The 19,570-nt window shown below is 45.8% G+C and carries 19 protein-coding genes; 9 read left to right on the forward strand and 10 right to left on the reverse strand.

The genetic code is table 11. The annotated features are described in order from the left end of the window. Positions 1-98: 98 nt before the first annotated feature. Both mnmA and ABUA47_RS14960 read left to right on the forward strand, forming a co-directional pair. Entirely contained in the window at positions 99-1,151 is a 1,053-nt protein-coding gene (gene mnmA / locus ABUA47_RS14955; RefSeq protein WP_035447665.1) for a tRNA 2-thiouridine(34) synthase MnmA, read from the forward strand. Positions 1,152-1,250: 99 nt separating this feature from the next. Beyond that, entirely contained in the window at positions 1,251-2,132 is an 882-nt protein-coding gene (locus ABUA47_RS14960; RefSeq protein WP_005825995.1) for a DUF3078 domain-containing protein, read from the forward strand. 145 nt (positions 2,133-2,277) lie between these two features. Here ABUA47_RS14960 and ABUA47_RS14965 read toward each other — a convergent pair whose 3' ends face one another. Next, positions 2,278-3,789 (reverse strand): GH3 auxin-responsive promoter family protein, encoded by a 1,512-nt coding sequence (locus ABUA47_RS14965; RefSeq protein ID WP_005833815.1) that lies wholly within the window; start codon positions 3,787-3,789, stop codon positions 2,278-2,280. A gap of 122 nt (positions 3,790-3,911) precedes the next feature. Here ABUA47_RS14965 and ABUA47_RS14970 point away from each other — a divergent pair, with 122 nt between their 5' ends. Continuing rightward, positions 3,912-4,922, forward strand: coding sequence for an ATP-dependent 6-phosphofructokinase (locus tag ABUA47_RS14970; protein ID WP_349824376.1), 1,011 nt, complete (start codon positions 3,912-3,914; stop codon positions 4,920-4,922). Here the strand turns inward: ABUA47_RS14970 and rnc are convergent. Genes rnc through ABUA47_RS14985 form a run of 3 tightly spaced genes read right to left on the reverse strand, consistent with a single transcriptional unit; the run spans position 4,881 to position 7,290 of the window. Further along, complete coding sequence (gene rnc / locus ABUA47_RS14975; protein WP_172679983.1) at positions 4,881-5,759, reverse strand: ribonuclease III; 879 nt, start codon at positions 5,757-5,759, stop codon at positions 4,881-4,883. The genes ABUA47_RS14970 and rnc overlap by 42 nt on opposite strands. 7 nt (positions 5,760-5,766) lie before the next feature. After that, entirely contained in the window at positions 5,767-7,032 is a 1,266-nt protein-coding gene (gene fabF, locus ABUA47_RS14980) for a beta-ketoacyl-ACP synthase II (protein ID WP_005825984.1), read from the reverse strand. Positions 7,033-7,053: 21 nt separating this feature from the next. Further along, positions 7,054-7,290, reverse strand: coding sequence for an acyl carrier protein (locus tag ABUA47_RS14985; protein WP_004291965.1), 237 nt, complete (start codon positions 7,288-7,290; stop codon positions 7,054-7,056). 149 nt (positions 7,291-7,439) lie between these two features. Here ABUA47_RS14985 and purN point away from each other — a divergent pair, with 149 nt between their 5' ends. Then, positions 7,440-8,027: a phosphoribosylglycinamide formyltransferase gene (purN, locus tag ABUA47_RS14990; RefSeq protein ID WP_016272085.1), complete on the forward strand. Its 588-nt coding sequence runs from the start codon at positions 7,440-7,442 to the stop codon at positions 8,025-8,027. Here the strand turns inward: purN and ABUA47_RS14995 are convergent. From ABUA47_RS14995 to ABUA47_RS15005, 3 genes are all read right to left on the reverse strand, one after another. Then, positions 8,018-9,871, reverse strand: a complete 1,854-nt coding sequence (locus ABUA47_RS14995) for a sulfatase-like hydrolase/transferase (protein ID WP_008662067.1) — start codon at positions 9,869-9,871, stop codon at positions 8,018-8,020. The genes purN and ABUA47_RS14995 overlap by 10 nt on opposite strands. A gap of 116 nt (positions 9,872-9,987) precedes the next feature. Continuing rightward, positions 9,988-11,031, reverse strand: coding sequence for a 4-phosphoerythronate dehydrogenase PdxB (gene pdxB, locus ABUA47_RS15000; protein ID WP_005833805.1), 1,044 nt, complete (start codon positions 11,029-11,031; stop codon positions 9,988-9,990). Between the two features lie 46 nt (positions 11,032-11,077). Next, the gene (locus ABUA47_RS15005; RefSeq protein WP_044467390.1) at positions 11,078-11,293 is read right to left on the reverse strand and encodes a hypothetical protein; all 216 of its coding nucleotides are present in this window, start codon (positions 11,291-11,293) and stop codon (positions 11,078-11,080) included. A gap of 367 nt (positions 11,294-11,660) precedes the next feature. On the opposite strand from ABUA47_RS15005, the gene ABUA47_RS15010 reads away from it, so the two are divergent. Genes ABUA47_RS15010 through ABUA47_RS15025 form a run of 4 tightly spaced genes read left to right on the forward strand, consistent with a single transcriptional unit; the run spans position 11,661 to position 15,405 of the window. Continuing rightward, complete coding sequence (locus tag ABUA47_RS15010) at positions 11,661-12,806, forward strand: glycosyltransferase family 4 protein (RefSeq protein WP_120129663.1); 1,146 nt, start codon at positions 11,661-11,663, stop codon at positions 12,804-12,806. A 3-nt stretch (positions 12,807-12,809) separates the two neighbouring features. Then, positions 12,810-13,847, forward strand: a complete 1,038-nt coding sequence (locus tag ABUA47_RS15015; protein WP_022401857.1) for a pyridoxal phosphate-dependent aminotransferase — start codon at positions 12,810-12,812, stop codon at positions 13,845-13,847. Continuing rightward, entirely contained in the window at positions 13,844-14,575 is a 732-nt protein-coding gene (locus tag ABUA47_RS15020) for an NTP transferase domain-containing protein (RefSeq protein WP_005825963.1), read from the forward strand. Before ABUA47_RS15015 ends, ABUA47_RS15020 begins: the two co-directional genes overlap by 4 nt. A 17-nt stretch (positions 14,576-14,592) precedes the next feature. After that, positions 14,593-15,405, forward strand: a complete 813-nt coding sequence (locus ABUA47_RS15025) for a phosphorylcholine transferase LicD (protein WP_057281887.1) — start codon at positions 14,593-14,595, stop codon at positions 15,403-15,405. 46 nt (positions 15,406-15,451) lie between these two features. On the opposite strand, the gene ABUA47_RS15030 is transcribed toward ABUA47_RS15025, so the two are convergent. Continuing rightward, positions 15,452-16,420: a glycosyl transferase family 90 gene (locus ABUA47_RS15030; protein WP_057097429.1), complete on the reverse strand. Its 969-nt coding sequence runs from the start codon at positions 16,418-16,420 to the stop codon at positions 15,452-15,454. 212 nt (positions 16,421-16,632) lie between these two features. Here ABUA47_RS15030 and ABUA47_RS15035 point away from each other — a divergent pair, with 212 nt between their 5' ends. Then, positions 16,633-17,631: a glycosyltransferase family 9 protein gene (locus tag ABUA47_RS15035; RefSeq protein ID WP_035447675.1), complete on the forward strand. Its 999-nt coding sequence runs from the start codon at positions 16,633-16,635 to the stop codon at positions 17,629-17,631. Here ABUA47_RS15035 and hldE read toward each other — a convergent pair. Next, positions 17,612-19,042 (reverse strand): bifunctional D-glycero-beta-D-manno-heptose-7-phosphate kinase/D-glycero-beta-D-manno-heptose 1-phosphate adenylyltransferase HldE, encoded by a 1,431-nt coding sequence (gene hldE / locus ABUA47_RS15040; RefSeq protein WP_057281888.1) that lies wholly within the window; start codon positions 19,040-19,042, stop codon positions 17,612-17,614. The genes ABUA47_RS15035 and hldE overlap by 20 nt on opposite strands. Next, on the reverse strand, positions 19,039-19,570 hold a 532-nt coding region (locus ABUA47_RS15045), incomplete at its 5' end, for an HAD family hydrolase (RefSeq protein ID WP_349831730.1). The genes ABUA47_RS15045 and hldE, both read right to left, overlap by 4 nt.

Raw genomic sequence — 19,570 nt, forward strand, 5'->3', positions numbered from 1 at the left:
GTACAAAGGTATAATAAATCTGTGAAAATCTATAATGATATTCTGTTTTATAAGAGTAAATGCAACGGATTTCACCTTCGTTTATTACTTTTGTATCCATGAAGTCAGATAAACGTGTATTGCTTGGCATGAGTGGTGGCACGGATAGTTCCGTGGCCGCCATGAGGTTGCAGGAAGCCGGTTATGAGGTGACTGGCGTGACTTTCCGTTTCTATGAGGCAGGAGATGAGACCGGGTATTTGGAAGATGCACGGGCTCTGGCCCTGAAGCTGGGGATGAAACACATTACCTATGATGCACGCGAGCTTTTCCGTTCGCGTATTATCCGCTATTTTGTGGAAGAGTATCTAAGGGGGCGTACTCCCGTTCCTTGCACGGTCTGCAATAATGAGCTGAAGTGGGCGCTGTTGGCTAAAATAGCCGATGAAAAGGGGATTTATTGGATTTCTACCGGACATTATGTGCGTAAAGTCTTGTCCGGAGGAAAGTATTATATAGCTCCTGCTGCAGATAAGGACAAAGACCAGACTTTCTTTCTGTGGGGATTGAAGCAGGACATCCTGCAGCGTATGTTGCTTCCGATGGGAGATATTACGAAAAATGAGGCGCGCTCGTATGCGGCGGAGCGTGGTTTCGGGCAGGTGGCTGCGAAGAAAGACAGTATAGGGGTGTGCTTTTGTCCTTTGGATTACCGTTCCTTTTTAAAGTGTGAAGTCCCCGAAACACTATTACCCGGTAAAGGTAGATTCGTCGATGAAAAGGGGGATTTCTTGGGATGGCATGAGGGCTATCCGTTTTATACCGTAGGGCAACGTAGGGGCTTGGGTATCCATCTGAACAAGGCTGTTTTTGTGAAAGAGACAAGAGTGGAAAGCAATGAAGTCGTTTTAGCTCCGCTCTCTTCCCTCTACAAGCAGGAAATGTGGCTGGGAGAGTGGAACCTGGTGGAGAATAGTCGTGTGCTGGGTGCAAACGAGGTTATTGTGAAGATACGCTACCGTAAGCAGGCAAACCGGTGCAGGGTGACTCTTACGGTGGAAGGTCTGTTACGTGTCCGTCTGATAGAGCCGCTGGAATCCATTGCACCCGGGCAGGCAGCGGCTTTCTATGATAAGGACGGATACTTGTTGGGCGGTGGAATTATTCTCTGAACCTTACATTCGTTTTATAGCTTCTCGAGCAAAAGATAGTAAATGTTGTTAATTTTATGAGACGTCTTTTTATGAGAAACTTTTAAAACGAACTGTAATATGAAAAGGATATATATTGTAATGTTGTTTGCTGCTTTAGCAACCATAACTTATGCTCAGACGGATGATAAAGGTTATCAGGAGGGAGCTTGGGTATTGAAAGGAGTGACTGGTCTTAATATGTCACAGACTGCCATGGCCAACTGGTCGGCAGGAGGTGAGAATTCCATTGCTGGAAATGCCTACTTGAATGCATCACTGACACACAAGAAAGGAAACTGGCTCTGGGTCACCAACATGGTGCTGGACTATGGCTTGTCGAAAACCAAATCTCAGGGGATGAGGAAAAGTAGTGATAAAATAGGGCTTTCCACTCAGTTGGGATATTCTACAGACAACGTCTGGTTCTATACACTGATGGGTGATTTGAATACCCAGTTTGCCAAAGGATATGACTATCCCGACAAAGAGCACCAGATTTCCAATTTCTTTGCTCCTGCCTATTCGAATATCGCCCTGGGTATGGAATGGAGGCCTAAGAGTAACTATTCTCTACTGCTTTCACCCGTTTCCACCAAGATGACTTTCGTGACTGATGACTATCTTTCCGATTTGGGCGCTTTTGGTGTAGACCCGGGTGACCACTTCAAGATAGAGGGTGGCGCTTTTGTGAAAGCCCGTGCTGAATTGCCCGTGATGGAGAATGTGAATCTGATTACTACGGCTGATTTCTTTACTCCTTACAGCAAAGATTTTGGAAACATAGATGTGAATTGGGATGTACTTATCAGCATGAAAATCAATAAAGTATTGTCGGCTACCATCAATACAACTCTGAAGTATGACAATGATGTGAAAACGTTTGATGACAATGGAGTGAAGAAGGGCGCCAAGGTGCAGTTTAAGGAAGTGCTGGGAATTGGGCTGGCATATAATTTCTAATCCTTGAGGCTGATTGTTGAAATGAAAAAGTAAAGTCAAAACGTACTGACTGATTTGTAAAACGCGGATTACGCAGATTACATGGATTTATTAATTTATCCGCGTAATTTGCGTAATCCGCGCTTGATTTTTATGATATAGTAATTTACCGGTTCAGTTCCAGCATTTCCTCTATATACTCCCTCGTGTTGCTGAGCCGGGGCACCTTATGCTGTCCGCCGAGTTTCCCCTTGCTATCCAGCCAGTCGTGGAAGAGGTTGGGGCGGGCAACGATGATTTCCAGCGGTTGCAGCGCCAGATTATTCTGCCTTTTAGCCTCGTAGTCGGAGTTCACCTCTTTCAGGGTGTCGTCCAATACTTTGGCGAACTTCTCCAGGCTGTCCGGCATTTGTGCAAACTCTATCAGCCACTGGTGGCGGCATTTGGCATGCTTGTCCATAAACACGGGAGCAGCAGAGTAATCTACTACTTGTGCACCGGTCTCGGCACATGCCCTGGCAAGTCCTCTTTCCGCGTTATCCACAATCAGTTCTTCGCCGAACGCGTTGATAAAGTGCTTGGTACGTCCGGTGATGACGAACTTATAGGGGTTCTTCGATGTGAACTTCACCGTATCTCCAATCATATATCGCCACAAACCGGCAGAAGTGGAGATTACCATGGCGTAGTTTTTGTTCAGCTCCACCTCCTCGAGGCAGAAGGTACGCGGATTCTCCTTGCCTACATCTTCAAGCGGGATGAACTCGTAGAAGATACCGTAGTCAATCATCAGCAACATGGCAGGGTCGGCAGGGTCGTTCTGCGTGCCGAAGTAGCCTTCGGAGGCGTTATAAGTCTCTACATAATGCATCTTGCTGCTACGGATCACGTCTTTGTATTGCTCGCGGTAGGGAGTGAAGGCAACGCCGCCGTGGAAGAATACCTCCAGGTTGGGCCATATCTCTTCGAGGCTCTGCTTTCCCGTCTTTTCCAGTATATGTTTGATGAGTACAAGCATCCAGGACGGTACACCGGAAAGGTTGCTTACATTTGCATGGATGGTTTCGCGGGCAATGGCCTCCATTTTGGGCTCGAAGTGCTCCATCAAGGCTGTCTGCTTGCTGGGTACGCGGACAAAGTTTACCAGTGGGTTGATATTTTCTATGAGGATGGCGGAGAGATCGCCTACAAGACTGTGGTTGGTGTTCAGGTTGGGAGCGTGGCTGCCTCCAAGGATAAGCCCTTTACCGGAAAAGAAACGACTTTCGGGATTCTGTCCCAGATAGATGGCAACGGCATCCCGGCCTCCCTTGTAATGCGTGTCGTGCAAGGACTCCCGGCTGACGGGCAGGAACTTACTCTTGTCGTTGGTGGTACCCGATGATTTGGCAAACCAACGTATTTCCGAAGGCCAAAGCAGATTTTGCTCACCGGCACGCAGGCGGGTTACATAAGGCTTTACTTCTTCGTAAGTTTGTATGGGAAGGCGCTTCTTGAAATCTTCATAAGTACGGATAGAGGCATAGTCATGCTTCTTTCCCCATTCCGTGTTTGCCGCTGTCCGGACGAGGCGCTGCAGTACAAGCTGTTGCAATTCACCGGCATGGCTGGTGTATTGTTCGATTTCTTTCAGACGGGGAGCAAAATATACCTTATTCAGAAACTTTGTAATATTCATCGTTCTTTGTGAAATCTTATTTTAAACCGCAAAAATAATCTTATTTATCGGCATCTCTATCTTTTTTCTCTTTTTTTTCTATCTTTACGGACCTATAGAACAATAATTCAAACAAAAATATCATGAGAATAGGTATTTTGACTTCAGGAGGCGACTGTCCCGGCATCAACGCTACCATTCGCGGTGTATGCAAAACAGCTATCAACCATTATGGAATGGAGGTAATTGGCATTCACAGCGGTTTTCAGGGGCTGCTGACCAAGGATGTGGAGTCGTTTACCGAAAAGTCCTTATCTGGTTTGCTGAACTTGGGAGGTACGATGCTCGGTACTTCGCGTGAGAAGCCCTTTAAGAAGAACGGCGTGATGTCCGACGTGGACAAACCGGCACTGATAGTGCGGAATATCAAAGAGATGGGACTTGATTGTGTGGTCTGCATCGGTGGAAACGGTACGCAGAAGACAGCCGCCAAATTCTCCGCTATGGGGCTGAACATCGTATCCGTGCCAAAAACAATAGACAATGACATTTGGGGAACCGATTTTTCCTTCGGATTCGATTCTGCCGTCAGTATTGCTACGGATGCCATCGACCGGCTGCACAGCACGGCCAGCTCGCACAAGCGGGTGATGGTGATTGAGGTGATGGGGCACAAGGCAGGTTGGATAGCCTTATACTCCGGTATGGCAGGCGGTGGTGACGTGATTCTGATTCCGGAGATTCCCTATAATATCCACCGTATCGGAGAAACGATTCTGAATCGGCTGAAGAAAGGAAAGCCTTACTCCATCGTGGTGGTAGCCGAAGGTATACAGACGGACGGGCGGAAGCGTGCCGCCGAGTATATCGCTCAGGAGATAGAGTATGAGACGGGTATCGAGACCCGTGAGACTGTGTTGGGTTATATTCAGCGGGGCGGCTCACCCACACCTTTTGACCGTAACCTTTCCACACGTATGGGCGGACATGCCACGGAACTGATTGCCAACGGGCAGTTCGGGCGGATGATTACCTTGAAGGGGAATGAAATAGCTTCTGCACCGCTGGAGGAGATTGCGGGCAAGTTGAAGCTGGTGACGGAAGACAATGACTTAGTTGTCCAGGGACGTCGGATGGGAATCTGTTTCGGCTAATTTTTCTTGTGGGGATTCTTCAACAGCTTCTGCCATGGGATTTTCTTCTGTGGAGGTTTCTGTTGCATGGTTTCGCTCCTTGGCTGCCTGGACTTCCTCCTTGAAAGCGGCATCCTTAATTTTTTTCAATGCCATCTGTGCCGCATTTTGTTGCGACTCCTTCTTGGAATAACCGGTGCCGGTACCTGCCGATATCCCTTCGATGCGGACTTCGGTGTGGAACATCGGATTGTATTCTTCGTCGAGAAACTGCTCGATAAGCTCGAATGACACCTCCATTTTGTTCTTCTGGCTCCATTCGATGAGTTTTGACTTGAAGTTGACCTCTTTGCGAGACATCTTGTCGAGGTCGATATAGTTTTTGAAAATCTTCTCTTCCATGAACTGCTTGCAGCGGTCGTAGCCCTGGTCCAGATAAATGGCGCCGATGAAGGCTTCGAATGCATTGCCGTACATGTAGCTGTTGTGGGATGAGGAGCGGGTGGAGTATTTCACCAGTTTGTCCAGTCCGATTTCCACGGCCAGTTTGTTGAGTGTTTCCCGCTGTACAATTTTGGAACGGGTATTGGTAAGGAAACCTTCGCGGCGTCCTTCGAAATGGCGGTAGACAATATCTCCTACAATGGCGTCGAGGATAGCATCGCCCAAGAATTCCAGCCGTTCGTTGTTGATGGGACGTCCTTTTTCGGAGCGCATGGAGATGGATTTATGCAGCAAAGCCTGCTGATAGACCTTGATGTCACGTGGAAAGAAGCCGAGAATTCTGTAAAAACAAAAATAAGACTCTCTATCCTTGCGGAACAAGAGCCTTATTTTATCTATTTGGTTACGTAACACGACCTTATTATTCTGCGTATTTCTTGAAAATGACACACGCATTATGACCACCGAATCCAAAAGTATTGGACAAAGCTACGTTCACTTCGCGCTTTTGTGCTTTGTTGAACGTGAAGTTCAGGTCATAGTCGATGTTTTCGTCGTTATCACCCTCTTCGTGGTTGATGGTCGGAGGAACAATGCCATTCTTGATGGCGAGGATGCTTGCAATGGATTCTACCGCACCGGCAGCGCCCAGCAAGTGGCCGGTCATGGATTTTGTCGAACTGATGTTCAACTCATACGCATGCTGTCCGAATACCTCTTTGATTGCTTTTGCTTCCGAAATATCACCTACGGGAGTAGATGTACCGTGAACATTGATATAATCTACTTCTTCGGGTTTCATTTCTGCATCTTCCAACGCATTCAGCATCACTAACTTGGCTCCCAAACCTTCGGGGTGAGAGGCTGTCAGGTGATGAGCGTCGGCAGACATTCCTACGCCGGCAACTTCCGCATAGATTTTGGCACCGCGTGCCTTGGCGTGTTCCAGTTCCTCGAGAACGAGACAACCGCCACCTTCACCCATGATGAATCCGTCACGGCTTGCGCTGAACGGACGGGATGCAGTTTCGGGAGAATCATTGCGGGTTGACAATGCATGCATGGCATTGAAACCACCTACACCGCAAGCGGCGATGGCAGCTTCCGAACCACCGGACACGATAACATTTGCCTTACCCAAACGGATGAGGTTAAACGCATCGGCAATAGCATTTGTGGAAGTGGCACATGCAGAACAAGTTGCGTAGTTGGGACCATGGAAACCATACATGATGGAAATTTGTCCGGCAGCAATGTCCGAAATCATCTTGGGGATGAAGAACGGATTGAATTTGGGGCCGTTTTCCTTACCGGTCAGGGCATAGTTGCCCGCCTCTTCTTCGAATGTACGGATGCCACCGATACCGGCGCCGAAGATGACACCGATTCTGTTTAAATCCTCATTTTCGACGTCAAGCCCAGAGTCACCTACCGCTTCTTTGGCTACTGCAATGGCATATTGTGTGTACAAGTCCATCTTGCGGGCCTCTTTGCGGTCTATATATTTGGTAGCATCGAAGCCTTTTACTTCGCATGCAAACTGAGTCTTGAAAAGCGATGCATCGAAATGAGTAATAGGTCCTGCTCCACTAACCCCATTCACAAGATTTTCCCAGAATTCGGGAACACTGTTGCCAATGGGAGTAATGGCGCCGAGACCTGTTACTACAACTCTTTTTAATTCCATGTTATAAACGAATGGATAAGATTACTTAGCGTGTTCTTCGATGTAAGATACAGCATCACCTACAGTACCAATCTTTTCAGCCTGGTCATCGGGAATAGAGATACCGAATTCCTTTTCGAATTCCATGATAAGTTCTACAGTGTCAAGAGAATCAGCTCCCAGGTCGTTAGTGAAGCTAGCTTCGTTAGTAACTTCTGATTCTTCTACGCCTAATTTATCGACGATAATCGCTTTCACTCTTGATGCAATTTCAGACATAACTTTAAGTTTTTAATTAATAATTAGTTTTATTTCTTTAAATTTGCGGTGCAAAGGAATGAATATTTATCATTCCTCGCAAATATTTGATGAATTAAATGCACCTTTTTGCACATTTTTCACGGTTTTGTGCAGTAATTGGAGGGATTATGGGAAAAAATATCGCAGTTTTAGCGTCGGGAAGTGGTACGAATGCCGAGAATATCATCCGTTATTTCCGGGAAAAAGGTTCGGCACGTGTGGCTCTGGTTTTGACTAACCGGCAGAATGCGTTTGTTTTAGAGCGTGCCAAGGGGCTGGGAGTGCCTTGTGTCTGGTTTGCCAAGAGCGATTGGGAAAGTGGAGAGCTTGTTTTGTCGACGCTTCGAGAGCATGATATTGATTTTGTGGTATTGGCAGGATTCCTGGCACGTGTGCCGGACAATATTCTGCATGCTTATCCCAATAAAATGATAAATATACATCCTTCGTTGCTGCCCAAGTTCGGTGGAAAGGGAATGTACGGCGACCGTGTGCACGAGGCAGTGATTGCTTCCGGCGAAAAGGAAAGCGGTATTACCATCCATTATACGAATGAGCATTATGACGAAGGCGGCATTATCTGCCAGCAGAAATGCCCCGTATTGCCGGGCGATACGCCGGAGGAGCTGGCGCAACGCATCCACCGGCTGGAGTATGAATACTATCCGAAGGTGATAGAGGAGTTGGTGGAAGGCCTCTCTCCCAGTTATTTATAGAATCGGTTAAGGGAGAGGATGGCCTCGTTCAGCTTACGGTTGTCTATCTTGTAGTTTTCCAGGGGATTCAATGCACTGTCGCTGATCTCTATATATCCGGAAGGGTGTTTTTCCAGAATAGTATGATTTTCTACGATAAAGGCATAATTGAGATTGTCGCCCACGATATGCCAGTTCCGTGGACAAGTATCGGTTATTAAATGCCCCATACTGTAATCGGAAGGCGGATTGGTTACACCCAGCACTTTATTCATTAGGGTTGGTGCAAAATCATAGTGCGTGGTACGGTGATGGTAGGTATGTGGCTGTTCTCCCGGTTCATATAATAGGAAGGGGATATGTGTTTGTACCGGTGAATAATTACTGCCGTGGCCCCAATAATTTTTATGATTCTCATTGAATTCTTGTCCATGGTCTCCGGTAATGATGACCAGGGTATTGTCTAGCAGTTTCTTTTCCTCAAGTTTGTGGAGGACGCATCCCACCAGTGAGTCGGCTTCCGCCACGCAGTTGTAGTAGAGGTTCAGGAAAGGAGTAGGGTCTATGTCGTTGTTCAGTTTCATATAGTCGGCGAACTCCCAGGACGGTTGGAAACGATAAAGCTTGTCCTTCGGCACTTCATATCCGTGTGCCAAATCATAGAAGAGAAAGGAAAAGAAAGGTTTTGTACCGCTGCCCAGCGTATCGAGTGCTTGCAGATAATCTGCTGTAATACGGCAGTCGCGGTCATAAACGGTTTTTCCTTCGGTATGGGTACGCAAGTCGGGTACCTTTGAGAAAAGTATTTTGGCAAATGGCGGGTTGACGATTGTAGCACTGGGATAAATACCTATCTGATAATTCTGCTTCAATAGTTCTTCTATGAGCAGGGGCTGTATGCCCGATACCTCAAAATCAGTCCAGTAGATGGATGAGAGACTGAAGAAAAGCCCGAAGATACTTCCACGTGTGCCATTGCTGCTGCTTAGATGGGAGGTGAATCTGCTGCAACTGTCGGCAAAGTGGCTGATATGAGGTGTAATGTCCTGGTTAAAGGCGCGGTAGTTCCATGAGTCTATGGCTATCAGCACTACATTCTTGGGGTTGGAATGGACTTCGTATTTCAAAGAATCTATCGGATAGTTGAGGTCAGCAGACTGCTTTTTGTTGTTGAAGTTCATTTTAATGACATCCTTGGATGAGACCACTCCTAACTTCATCATCAGGCGGGTTGCCGTAAGCGGGAAGTAATAGGGCAGGCAGGGGGCGCTGCGAATCACTGAAGTCTTTTGCGCTACGGCGGCATAGGCATGATAAAAGTTAGAGAATAGTGCAAACAAAATCAGAGTGGCAAGTATAGGACGGAAGCCACAGCGGTGAAAGCGGGTATAACAATGGCCTGCAAGTATTCTTAGCAAAGTATTGGCGGCAAATATACCCACTAATACTCCTGCAATCTTCAGATAAAGCCAGAAGCTGAATGTGAAAATCTCACTGTTGCCCTCTCCAACCAGGAGATTCAGTACAAAACCATTGATATGGAACTTGTAAAGACTGTACACACTGCCGTCTATGTAAGCAAGTATATTGAGTAATGATACAAGAATAATGTGTGTGATGGCGGCGGCTTGATGGCGCCGGACGGTAATGGCTACGATTAAGGATATGATGTAAGGAATAAGTGCCCACAAGGCGGCATGTGAGCAAGCGGCCGTTATATAAAACATCCAGCCTCCCACGTCCATCATGGCGAGCCGGGGACTGTGAATCAGATAAAACAGAAATTGTATGGCAATCGTCAGAGTTGAAATTGCATAAAAAATAAATCCTTCACTGAGTGATTTCTCTAACTGTATTTTTTGCATTGATATTGTAATGTTTTGCCTATAGTTTCCTCTGATTCGGCATTGATAGTAAAGGCGTGAGGAGCTTATATAGTGACGTCTTTTGTATTATCGGGCTGTATCTCTAAATGTATGTGCTACTTTGGGATATAAATGTAAGCATCTTTTTCTCTTCGTAGCGGGTAGTCTCCCCGCAATTTTTCAAATTGTTCGGGATGTGTTTTCAGTGCTTCGCTGTCCCTTCTCGGGTCATACATTTGCAGATATGCTTCTGCCAGGCTGTCGGCGGTAATAATCGGGTTCCGGGGTTGGGGGGGAGCGATGCGGTAGTCGGCTTTGATGTGAAAGAAACGGCAAAGGGCATCCAGGGACATACGGGTGGCATTGGCTTTTCCGTCGGCTGAATAACCGGCTATATGGGGAGTTCCAAGGAACACTCTATTTAATAAGGTAAGATTGATATCAGGCTCATTCTCCCATACATCAATGATGGCATCGGAAATCAGTCCGTCTTCTAAGGCATTCAGGAGCGCATTGGTTTCAATCACCTCTCCACGTGAGGTATTGATAATGACGGGACAGCGTTTTAATGACCGGAAGAAAGTATGGTCTGCCAAATGGAATGTTTTGTATGGCCCTTCCTTATATAAAGGTACGTGGAAGGTGAGGATATCACATTCTGCTGCGAGTGCTTGCAAGGAACTGAAATCGCTCTCTCCTTCCTTGTCTTGCCGGGGCAGGTCATTCTTCAGGACACGCATGCCTAGTTCTTGCCCTACTTGGGCTATTTTGCTACCCACATTGCCTACGCCGATGATGCCTAATGTCAATTCGGACAGTTGTACTCCTTTGAGTTGTTGCAATAATAGTAAGGCTGATTGCACGTATTGAGCTACGGATGCTGAATTGCATCCGGGGGCATTGGTCCAAGCGATGCCTGCTTCACGGCAATATTCCGTATCTATATGGTCGAAGCCTATGGTGGCGGTAGCAATGAAGCGGACTTTACTGCCTTCCAGCAATTCCTTGTTGCAGCGGGTGCGGGTACGTATAATCAGTGCATCGGCATCTTTTACCAACTCCGGAGTGAAGTCTCTGCCGGGAGTATAAATCACGCTGTCGGCTATTTTTTCGATGGCTTCTTTAATGAAAGGTATTTTGTTGTCAACAATGACTCTCATAATGCTGCTGTTCTTTTCGACGATTTTCCATCGTGCGAAGATACGACTAATCCGTCAAAGTGGCTAAGTAATGCCCGGAAAATAATTTGACTCTTTCCGTTTTTAAGTTTGCATTTCTGCCCTCACCGCTCTCACTCTTTTCTTCAACTTCCCTATTCATCGGCATTGCAGGGGTGGGTGAGAGCAATCGAAAAGGGTGAGGGTAAATTTTGCTCTCACCCGTGTTTTCTTCCGTTCCGCATCCTTCTTTCTTCTGTTGCATCCTTTTCATTCTTTCGTTTTACTTTTGGATTCTTCAGCAGCCCACGTTAGTGAGCCGTGATGTTCACTTGAGTGAACTAAACAGCTCACTAGTGTGGTTGAATTGGTTCATAACAGTGGGCCGATGATGAATAAAGTAGTTTTCGGGAAGGAGATAAGGTGTTTGAAGGATAAAACAATGAGCTAGTACGGATTGGGCAATGGGGATGTGCCCGATTCCGTACTTGGTTTTTGTAACAGACAGCAAGTGATTGCTCATCTTTATTTTATGTTTTATAGGTGAATTTGTGTTTTTGTCAAAAAAGGAAAGCGAAATAGACTGCTATATGAGGATTATCTTGTACATTTGCAGCTGAAACTTTTTAGAGATGAGAATAGGATACGACGGAAAACGGGCTGTGCAGAATTTTACGGGATTGGGCAATTACAGCCGGTATGTGGTGCAGTCATTGTCAGCCTTTGCTCCGGAAAACGAGTATTGGTTGTATGCTCCGGTACACCGTGAAAATCAGCAACTCTCGTCGATGGTGGCTGAAAGCCGGGGAACGGTATCGGTACATTATCCATCTTATTGGCTCTGGAGAGGAATGACTTCGTTGTGGCGCGTGGGAGGTATACGCAGGACTTTGAAACGGGACAACATACAGCTGTTCCACGGACTGAGTAACGAACTTCCCTTGACCATCCATCGGGTACGGGAAGTAAAGAGTGTGGTGACTGTTCACGACCTTATTTTCCTGAGACTTTCACATTGTTTTTCGTTGGTCGACCGCTTGATTTATAACTACAAATGCCGCTATGCATGCAAGCATGCAGACCACATCATTGCCGTGAGTGAGTGTACCAAGCGTGACATCATACATTATTATGGAATTCCTGCGGATAAAATTTCCGTTATTTACCAAGGGTGTAGTTCTCTGTATGCCTGCCGTATCGGTAAGGATAAGCGCAAGGAGGTGATGCGGAGTTATCGGTTGCCCGAACGCTATATCTTGTCGGTGGGCACCATTGAGGAGCGTAAAAATGCGCTGGCCATTGTGAAGGCTTTGGAGTATCTGCCCGATGAACTGCATTTTGTTCTGGTAGGGAGACCCACAGCCTATATCCATCAGCTGAAAGAGTTTATGACAAAAGCCGGATTGCAAGACAGAGTACATTTTCTGCATGGTATCCCTTCGGACGATTTACCTGCCATTTATCAGTCGGCCGAGACTTTTGTATACCCATCCGTTTACGAAGGTTTTGGCATCCCTATTCTTGAGGCTTTGCATTCCGGCATTCCGGTGGTAGCAGCAACCGGCTCTTGTCTTGAAGAAGCGGGGGGGGAGCATTCATTGTATGTGCGTCCCCATGATGTGGAGGGATTGGCGGCAGCGATTGCCCGTACACAAGAGCCTTCTTTGCGTGCCACCATGATTGAGGAGGGGCTGAAGTGGGCACAGCGTTTCACGGAGGAGCAGATGGCGCGTGAGACGATGGAGTGTTATCGGAAAGTATTAACAAAAGAAACCTAAGATATGAATTATTTGGACCGCAATGAGTTTAACTACGCACCTTCGCAAGAGGTGGTGGAGGCTCTGAAGAATTTTGATATAAACAAACTCTGTTTCTATACCCGTATCTACGACGAAGGCAAGAAGAGCATTCTGTCCGTTTATCTGTCCGAGACTTACGGAATCGATGAGCCGCAGGTGCTGTTGGGTTATGGTGGAGAAGATATATTGAAACAAGCAGTCCACTATTTCCTGACCCAAGAGGATGGGAACAAGACGATGCTCATTCCTAAATTCTCGTGGTGGTACTATAAATCCATTGCTGATGAAGTGGACGGGCATACGTTGCAGTATCCATTGTATGAGGATGGCAATACCTTTAAATATGATTTCGCTGCCATGAAAGAGATGGTACAGCGTGAGAATCCCAAGGTCTTATTAATCGCTTCGCCCAATAATCCCACCGGTAACGGTCTGACCCCTGCAGAATTGGACGCTTTGTTGGCTGAGTTGCCCGTAACAACCATCGTTTTGGTGGACGAAGCCTATGCCTCTTTCGTATCTACTGATACGGACTATATTAAGATGCTGGTTGATAAATATCCCAACCTGATTATTTCACGCACGCTTTCCAAGTTCTACGGATTGCCCGGATTGCGCATGGGTTTTGGGTTTATGAGTAAGGAGTTGGCCAACTTTGGCAAATACAGCAACAAATATCTGGGTTATAACCGTATCTCTGAGGATATTGCTATTGCCGCACTGAAATCGGATGCGCATTACCGGAATATAGCACGGCTGATGAATGAGAGTCGCGCCTGCTTTGAAGCGGAGATAGGGACGTTGCCTGGTTTCAAGGTATATGAGTCGGTGGCGAACTTTGTCCTGATAAAATATCCGATTGTCTTGAAAGAACGCTTACAGAAAGCTTTTGCCGACGAGGATTATAAGGTGAAGTTCATGAATGAACCAGACATCAATACCCATTTGCGTATTACATTGGGGCGTCCTGAACAGAACCGTATTGTCATTGACACCATTAAAAAAATTGCATTACAATGAAAGCGGTTATATTGGCTGCAGGGATAGCTTCGCGTTTACGTCCGTTGACTGATACCACTCCAAAATGTCTGTTGAAAGTTGGAGAGCGTTGTTTGCTGCAAAGAGCCTTTGATGCATTGCTGCAGAATGGCTTTCGGGAGTTTGTCATTGTCACCGGTTATAGACAGCAGCAGATTGTGAACTTTCTGGAAGCTCATTATCCGGCATTGGAGGTTACGTTTATCTATAATGAGAAATATGCTTCTACCAATAATATCTACTCTTTATGGCTTACACGGCCTTATGTAGATAAAGAGGACATTCTGTTGCTGGACAGCGATATCCTTTTTGACCCGCAGATTGTAGCCAAGTTGCTTGGATATGGTCAAGCGGATGCGTTGGCTCTGAACCATCATACATTGGGGGAAGAGGAAATCAAGGTAATAGCGGACAATGATGGCAAGGTGTTGGAAATCAGTAAGACGTGCTCCATATCCCGAGCTATTGGCGAGTCTATTGGCATCGAGAAGATGTCTGCCGCTTATACAGAAGCGCTTTTCCGGGAATTGGAGGTTATGATTACCAAAGAAGGTTTGGATAATATCTTCTATGAACGTGCTTTTGAGCGTCTCATACCACAAGGACACTCTTTCTATGCGCTTGACACTACCGAATATTTTTCTGTGGAGCTTGATACGGTGAATGACTTTGAACAAGCACAGCGGTTGATTCCTTCACAACTTTATTAATTAATGGGCTGATTTTTATGGCAGATTATGATATACGTCCTTTGCAGCTTCGTATTTTGAAGATATTGCTTGCTGTGGATAAAGTTTGTAAAGAACATGGTTTGCGCTATTATATAATGGCCGGTACTATGCTTGGTGCAGTCCGTCATAAGGGATTTATCCCTTGGGACGATGATTTGGATATCGGTATGCCGAGGGCTGATTATGATTTGTTGATGTCTCATTCCAAGGAGTGGCTTCCCCAGCCTTATGAGGCTGTCTGCGCAGAAAATGATCCGAATTATCCATTACCTTTTGCCAAGATACAAGATGCGGATACGACTCTTATCGAGCGTATGCATTTGAAATACTTGGGAGGTATCTACTTGGACGTATTTCCATTGGACGGTGTACCGCAAAGCAACCTGAAACAGAGGATTCATTTTGCCCGGTATGAATTTTACAAGCGGGTGCTCTATTTTATCTACCGCGACCCTTATAAGCATGGGAAAGGTCCCGGCTCATGGCTGCCGCTGCTGTGCCGGAGACTTTTTACTACTGCCGGCGTACAGAGGAGTATCAGAAATGTGATGACTACCTATGACTTTGACAAGTCTTCTTTAGTTTGTGATTATGATGACGGTATGCGCGGCATCATGCCCAAGGCAGAGCTGGGAACTCCGACTCCCGTTTCGTTTGAGGACGAAACTGTGTGGGGAGTACAAGATTATGATACCTATCTGACCAGAAAATATGGAGACTACATGGTTATACCGAAACAAAGCGGGCAGAGACAGCATAATTTCCACTATCTGGATTTAGATAAGCCCTACAGAGAATATGGAGCCTGATTACCGGTGTAACTGAAAGTCAATGATGTAATAATGCTATCAATGATTAGAGTTGTCCGGTCATCTTGAAGTACTTTTCCAATACAAGAAGGGATATCAATTGTTCCCGTTTTTTATTCTTGAATTGCTCTATATACTCATGTGCATGTTCGATTATTGCTTGAGCTTCATCAGTATGAGCCATGTAATATTGCAGTCTTTCTTCCAAATCAGAGAAGTCCGGTTTGATTTCAATGTAGTGATAGTTAGGAATTAATGTGCCTTCCATGAACCAAGTTTCACAAGTAGGACGGGGCATTACGGCAATAGAGTTGGAAGACATTACCCATTTTAGATTGCTGGCAACATCATAGCCTTCTATGGCTAGAATAAATTTGTATTCCAATTGTTCTTTAATAGTCAATTTTCCAATGCACCACGTAGGATTGATAGTATCCCGGCTGATATCTCCCAAATCGCACATGGGATGGCCAAAATACATTTTCATGAATTTGATTCGCTGCTCTTTGTCTGTTACTTTTCCGCGAAAGACAGCCATATCTTTTTTCTCTGTAAATTTTTTCTTGTCACGGACAAAAATAAAATGCCTTATCTTGTTGAGTTTCATAATAACCCCGTTTCCGTTGTTTTCAGTTATAAGACGGCTTTTTGAAATGGATGGGATTGGTGGGACGAAATCCACATCACCGGCACATAGGTTCAACCGTAGTTGTTGGGAAAACCAGCGGGTATAGCAGCGGGTATCATAGATATAGACTTTGTGCCCTTTTAGTTTATGTTCTGCGAGTGCAGGTACCGATTCGGGCAATATTGCACCCGGTAAAAGTTTGTTATAGTAGTTTACTCGGTATAAAATGTAGTCTTTATCTTTTCTGTCGGATAAAGATGCCAACTTATGACGAAGCTGCATCTGAAAGAATATATTGGGTATCAGCATACCGAGCATATTCTTTATATAATAGATAAGTTTGATGTTCTTCCCGCTTCTTAGGGCATACAATAGTTTGTACTCCATTGATTTCGTTTTTTATTCAGTAGGTGCATTGTATGAAATATGATGCAAACTTATATAAATAAATGAGAACTTCCAATTGAATTTATCCTTTAATTATCATATTCTTTTTGTAATAAAGAGTTGCTCTGTTTTCAGATTTTGAGTAGTCTGGTTTGTTTTTTCGTTGTTAACGCTTACTTTTGTGCCGAATCAGCAATTCTAATAAATTTGTTATGACCAAATTCTTAATTATCCGTTTCAGTTCGATAGGGGATATTATCCAGTGTATGGGAATTATCGGTGGAATACGTGAACGGTTTGCAGATGTGGAAATTCATTGGATTACCCGGAAAGATATGGTGGGGACCTTGTCGATGGATGGCAGGATTGATAAAATCTGGGCGTTTGACAAGGAGACCGGACTTGCCGGATTGTTGAAGATGGCGGCTGATTTGAGAAAAGAGCATTTCGACTACATTTATGACGCTCATAGTAATATCCGTTCCAACATATTGAAGCTGATAGTGTCTCCATTGCCTTTTGTGAAACCTTACGTTGCTTTGCGGAGCAAAGAGAGAGGCAAACGCTTTTTGTTGTTTAAACTGGGAATCAATCATTTCGACAAGCCTTTTAGGGGGATGGTGTCTTTTCAGAAACCATTGAAGAAATGGGGAATTACGCATTTTCCGGACAACTATCACGACTGGCATTTCCCGGATGAAATACGTAGCAAGTATGAGAACTTTGTAACCAAAGATATGATTACGCTGGTGCCGTCTGCCAACTGGGAAATGAAACGCTGGCCCGTTTCCTATTGGAAAGAATTGGTTGCCCTTCTTCCTGAGTATAGATTTGTTATTCTGGCTGGTCCGAAGGATACTTTCTGTGAGGAAATCAGAAGTGCTGCACCGGAACGGGTAGTTAACCTTGCGGGACAAACCTCATTGATGGAGTCTTCTTACATAGTGTTGCGTTCCAATCTGGTAATCAGCGCTGATACGGGTTTTATGCATGCCGCTGATTTGTTCCGTGTTCCTGCTTTTGCCTTGATGGGACCTACGGCCTTCGGTTTCCCTACGGGACCTACGGTGGAAATACTCGAAACAGCCCTGCCTTGCCGTCCGTGCACCAAAGACGGACGGGGTAAATGCAAGCTGGCTGTTTATCAGAAGTGTATGGTGGATATTACCCCCCAACAAGTCGCTGAAAAGATTATTGCTTCTCTTGGTTGATGGCGCCTATCGTCTTTGTAGTGGAATAACCGTCTACGAAAGGGATAGTTACTGTTTCTTGGGCGTACTCCCTGCCTACAATGTTTTCTATGGCATAGTCGCCACCTTTTACCAACACGTCCGGTGCAACTGTCTTGATGAGATTCAGAGGGGTGTCTTCCGTAAAAATCACTACGTAGTCCACTGCTTCCAAGGCTGCCAGGACTGTGGAGCGGGCGTTTTCATCATTGATGGGGCGCGATTCCCCTTTCAGACGTTTTACTGAGCTGTCCGAATTCAATCCTACGATAAGTACGTCCCCCAGTCTTTTGGCCTTTTCCAGATAGCACACGTGTCCTTTGTGCAGAATGTCGAAGCAGCCGTTTGTGAATACGATTTTGCGCTCCTGTGCACGCAGTTGTTTTATAGTATCTGCAAGTTGGGGAATAGGAATAAGTTTGCTGGCCGGTTTCCCGATTTGTAGCTCGTCCTGCAACTCTTTGAACAGAATGGGGCTGGTGCCTATTTTCCCGACTACAATGCCGGCCGCTTTATTGGCAAGATAAATGGCATCTGCAATAGGGATACCGGCTGCCAGCGCAGCTGCTAAAGTTGCCACGACAGTATCGCCTGCACCTGAAACGTCATATACTTCCCTTGCTTCGGTAGGAATGTCTTGTGAGGCTTCCGGAGCTATATATGACATACCTTTTTCGGAACGTGTCACTAATAGAGAAGTAAGGTTATACTCCTTCAGTATCCGGTCTGCCGCGTTATGTATTTCTTTATCCTCATTTCTCACATCCATTCCCGAAACGGCTGAAAGTTCTTTCAGATTGGGGGTGATGATGGTTGCGGAACGGTATTTCTCCCAGTTTGTCCCTTTGGGGTCTATGATTACCTTTTTTCCTTGTCCGGCAGAGGCGGATATAACCTGCTGGCATACTGTATCATTGCATACTCCCTTGCCATAATCCGAAATCACGACAATGTCCACTTCGGGGAGTGCACGCTTCACGGCATCCAGCAGTTTCTGTTCTGTCTCTTCGTTCAGGCATTCATTTTCTGTTTCAAAGTCCAGCCGTACTACTTGCTGGCTATTGCCTATTACGCGGGTTTTGGTGATGGTTGGGTGTTCTGTATAAAACAGTTCGTTTCTGATACCCAAATCAGCGAACATCTCCTGCATTGTGTTTCCGTTGTGGTCGTTGCCAAGCAGGCTGACGACATACGGCGAGCAACCCAGTCCCAACAGATTTCTTGCAACATTGGCCGCTCCTCCCAATACATTGTAGGTACGGGTGACACGGACCACTGGTACGGGGGCTTCGGGAGAAATCCTTTTCACGTCCCCTATATGGTAAGTATCCAGCATCACGTCTCCGATAACGAGTACCTTCTTTCCCTTTATACTGTTCAATTCTGTATTCATAATAGGTTGTTTTTTAATTGGTTGGCCCAATATAGAAGTGAATGCTCAGAGGTGACCCGGAAGGACTTGACACCACTTCTTTCGCCGCATTCCGTATCCGATTTCTTATCTCCGAACATATAGGATTGGGATGGGTCGATTTCATATTTCTTCATCGCTTCCGTCACCATGAAAGGAGAAGGCTTACGGCATTCGCAATGTTCTTCCGGAGCGTGAGGGCAAGTATAGAAATCGTTCAGTATAACTCCATGTTTTTCCAGCTCTTGGGCGAGTGCCCGGTTGAACTGTTCGGCGTCCTCCAGTGTAAAGTAGCCACGTCCAATACCGGATTGGTTCGTGATGACAATCAGCAGATAACCCAATTCCTGAAAAATGCGGAGTGCTTCGGCTACACCGGGCAATAATTCAAGCTCTTGGGTCTTGTAAACGTAGCCGAAATCAACATTGATGGTACCGTCCCGATCAAGGAAAATCGCTTTATTCATGGGAGAACAGTTTATTGTCAACGATGCCGCACAAGATATGTCC

The organism is Bacteroides sp. RTP31139st1_H2_RTP31139_211217 (genome assembly GCF_040227615.1).
GTDB classification, from domain to species: domain Bacteria; phylum Bacteroidota; class Bacteroidia; order Bacteroidales; family Bacteroidaceae; genus Bacteroides; species Bacteroides uniformis.

Coding starts and splice junctions, on each gene's coding strand:
- hldE (WP_057281888.1), bottom strand. CDS start 19,042: ATGAATACAGAATTGAACAGTATAAAGGGAAAGAAGGTACTCGTTATC.
- pdxB (WP_005833805.1), bottom strand. CDS start 11,031: ATGAGAGTCATTGTTGACAACAAAATACCTTTCATTAAAGAAGCCATC.
- ABUA47_RS15010 (WP_120129663.1), top strand. CDS start 11,661: ATGAGAATAGGATACGACGGAAAACGGGCTGTGCAGAATTTTACGGGA.
- ABUA47_RS14965 (WP_005833815.1), bottom strand. CDS start 3,789: ATGAATATTACAAAGTTTCTGAATAAGGTATATTTTGCTCCCCGTCTG.
- ABUA47_RS14960 (WP_005825995.1), top strand. CDS start 1,251: ATGAAAAGGATATATATTGTAATGTTGTTTGCTGCTTTAGCAACCATA.
- ABUA47_RS15035 (WP_035447675.1), top strand. CDS start 16,633: ATGACCAAATTCTTAATTATCCGTTTCAGTTCGATAGGGGATATTATC.
- fabF (WP_005825984.1), bottom strand. CDS start 7,032: ATGGAATTAAAAAGAGTTGTAGTAACAGGTCTCGGCGCCATTACTCCC.
- mnmA (WP_035447665.1), top strand. CDS start 99: ATGAAGTCAGATAAACGTGTATTGCTTGGCATGAGTGGTGGCACGGAT.
- ABUA47_RS15030 (WP_057097429.1), bottom strand. CDS start 16,420: ATGGAGTACAAACTATTGTATGCCCTAAGAAGCGGGAAGAACATCAAA.
- ABUA47_RS14995 (WP_008662067.1), bottom strand. CDS start 9,871: ATGCAAAAAATACAGTTAGAGAAATCACTCAGTGAAGGATTTATTTTT.
- ABUA47_RS14985 (WP_004291965.1), bottom strand. CDS start 7,290: ATGTCTGAAATTGCATCAAGAGTGAAAGCGATTATCGTCGATAAATTA.
- ABUA47_RS15015 (WP_022401857.1), top strand. CDS start 12,810: ATGAATTATTTGGACCGCAATGAGTTTAACTACGCACCTTCGCAAGAG.
- ABUA47_RS14970 (WP_349824376.1), top strand. CDS start 3,912: ATGAGAATAGGTATTTTGACTTCAGGAGGCGACTGTCCCGGCATCAAC.
- ABUA47_RS15020 (WP_005825963.1), top strand. CDS start 13,844: ATGAAAGCGGTTATATTGGCTGCAGGGATAGCTTCGCGTTTACGTCCG.
- ABUA47_RS15025 (WP_057281887.1), top strand. CDS start 14,593: ATGGCAGATTATGATATACGTCCTTTGCAGCTTCGTATTTTGAAGATA.
- purN (WP_016272085.1), top strand. CDS start 7,440: ATGGGAAAAAATATCGCAGTTTTAGCGTCGGGAAGTGGTACGAATGCC.
- ABUA47_RS15005 (WP_044467390.1), bottom strand. CDS start 11,293: ATGCAACAGAAGAAAGAAGGATGCGGAACGGAAGAAAACACGGGTGAG.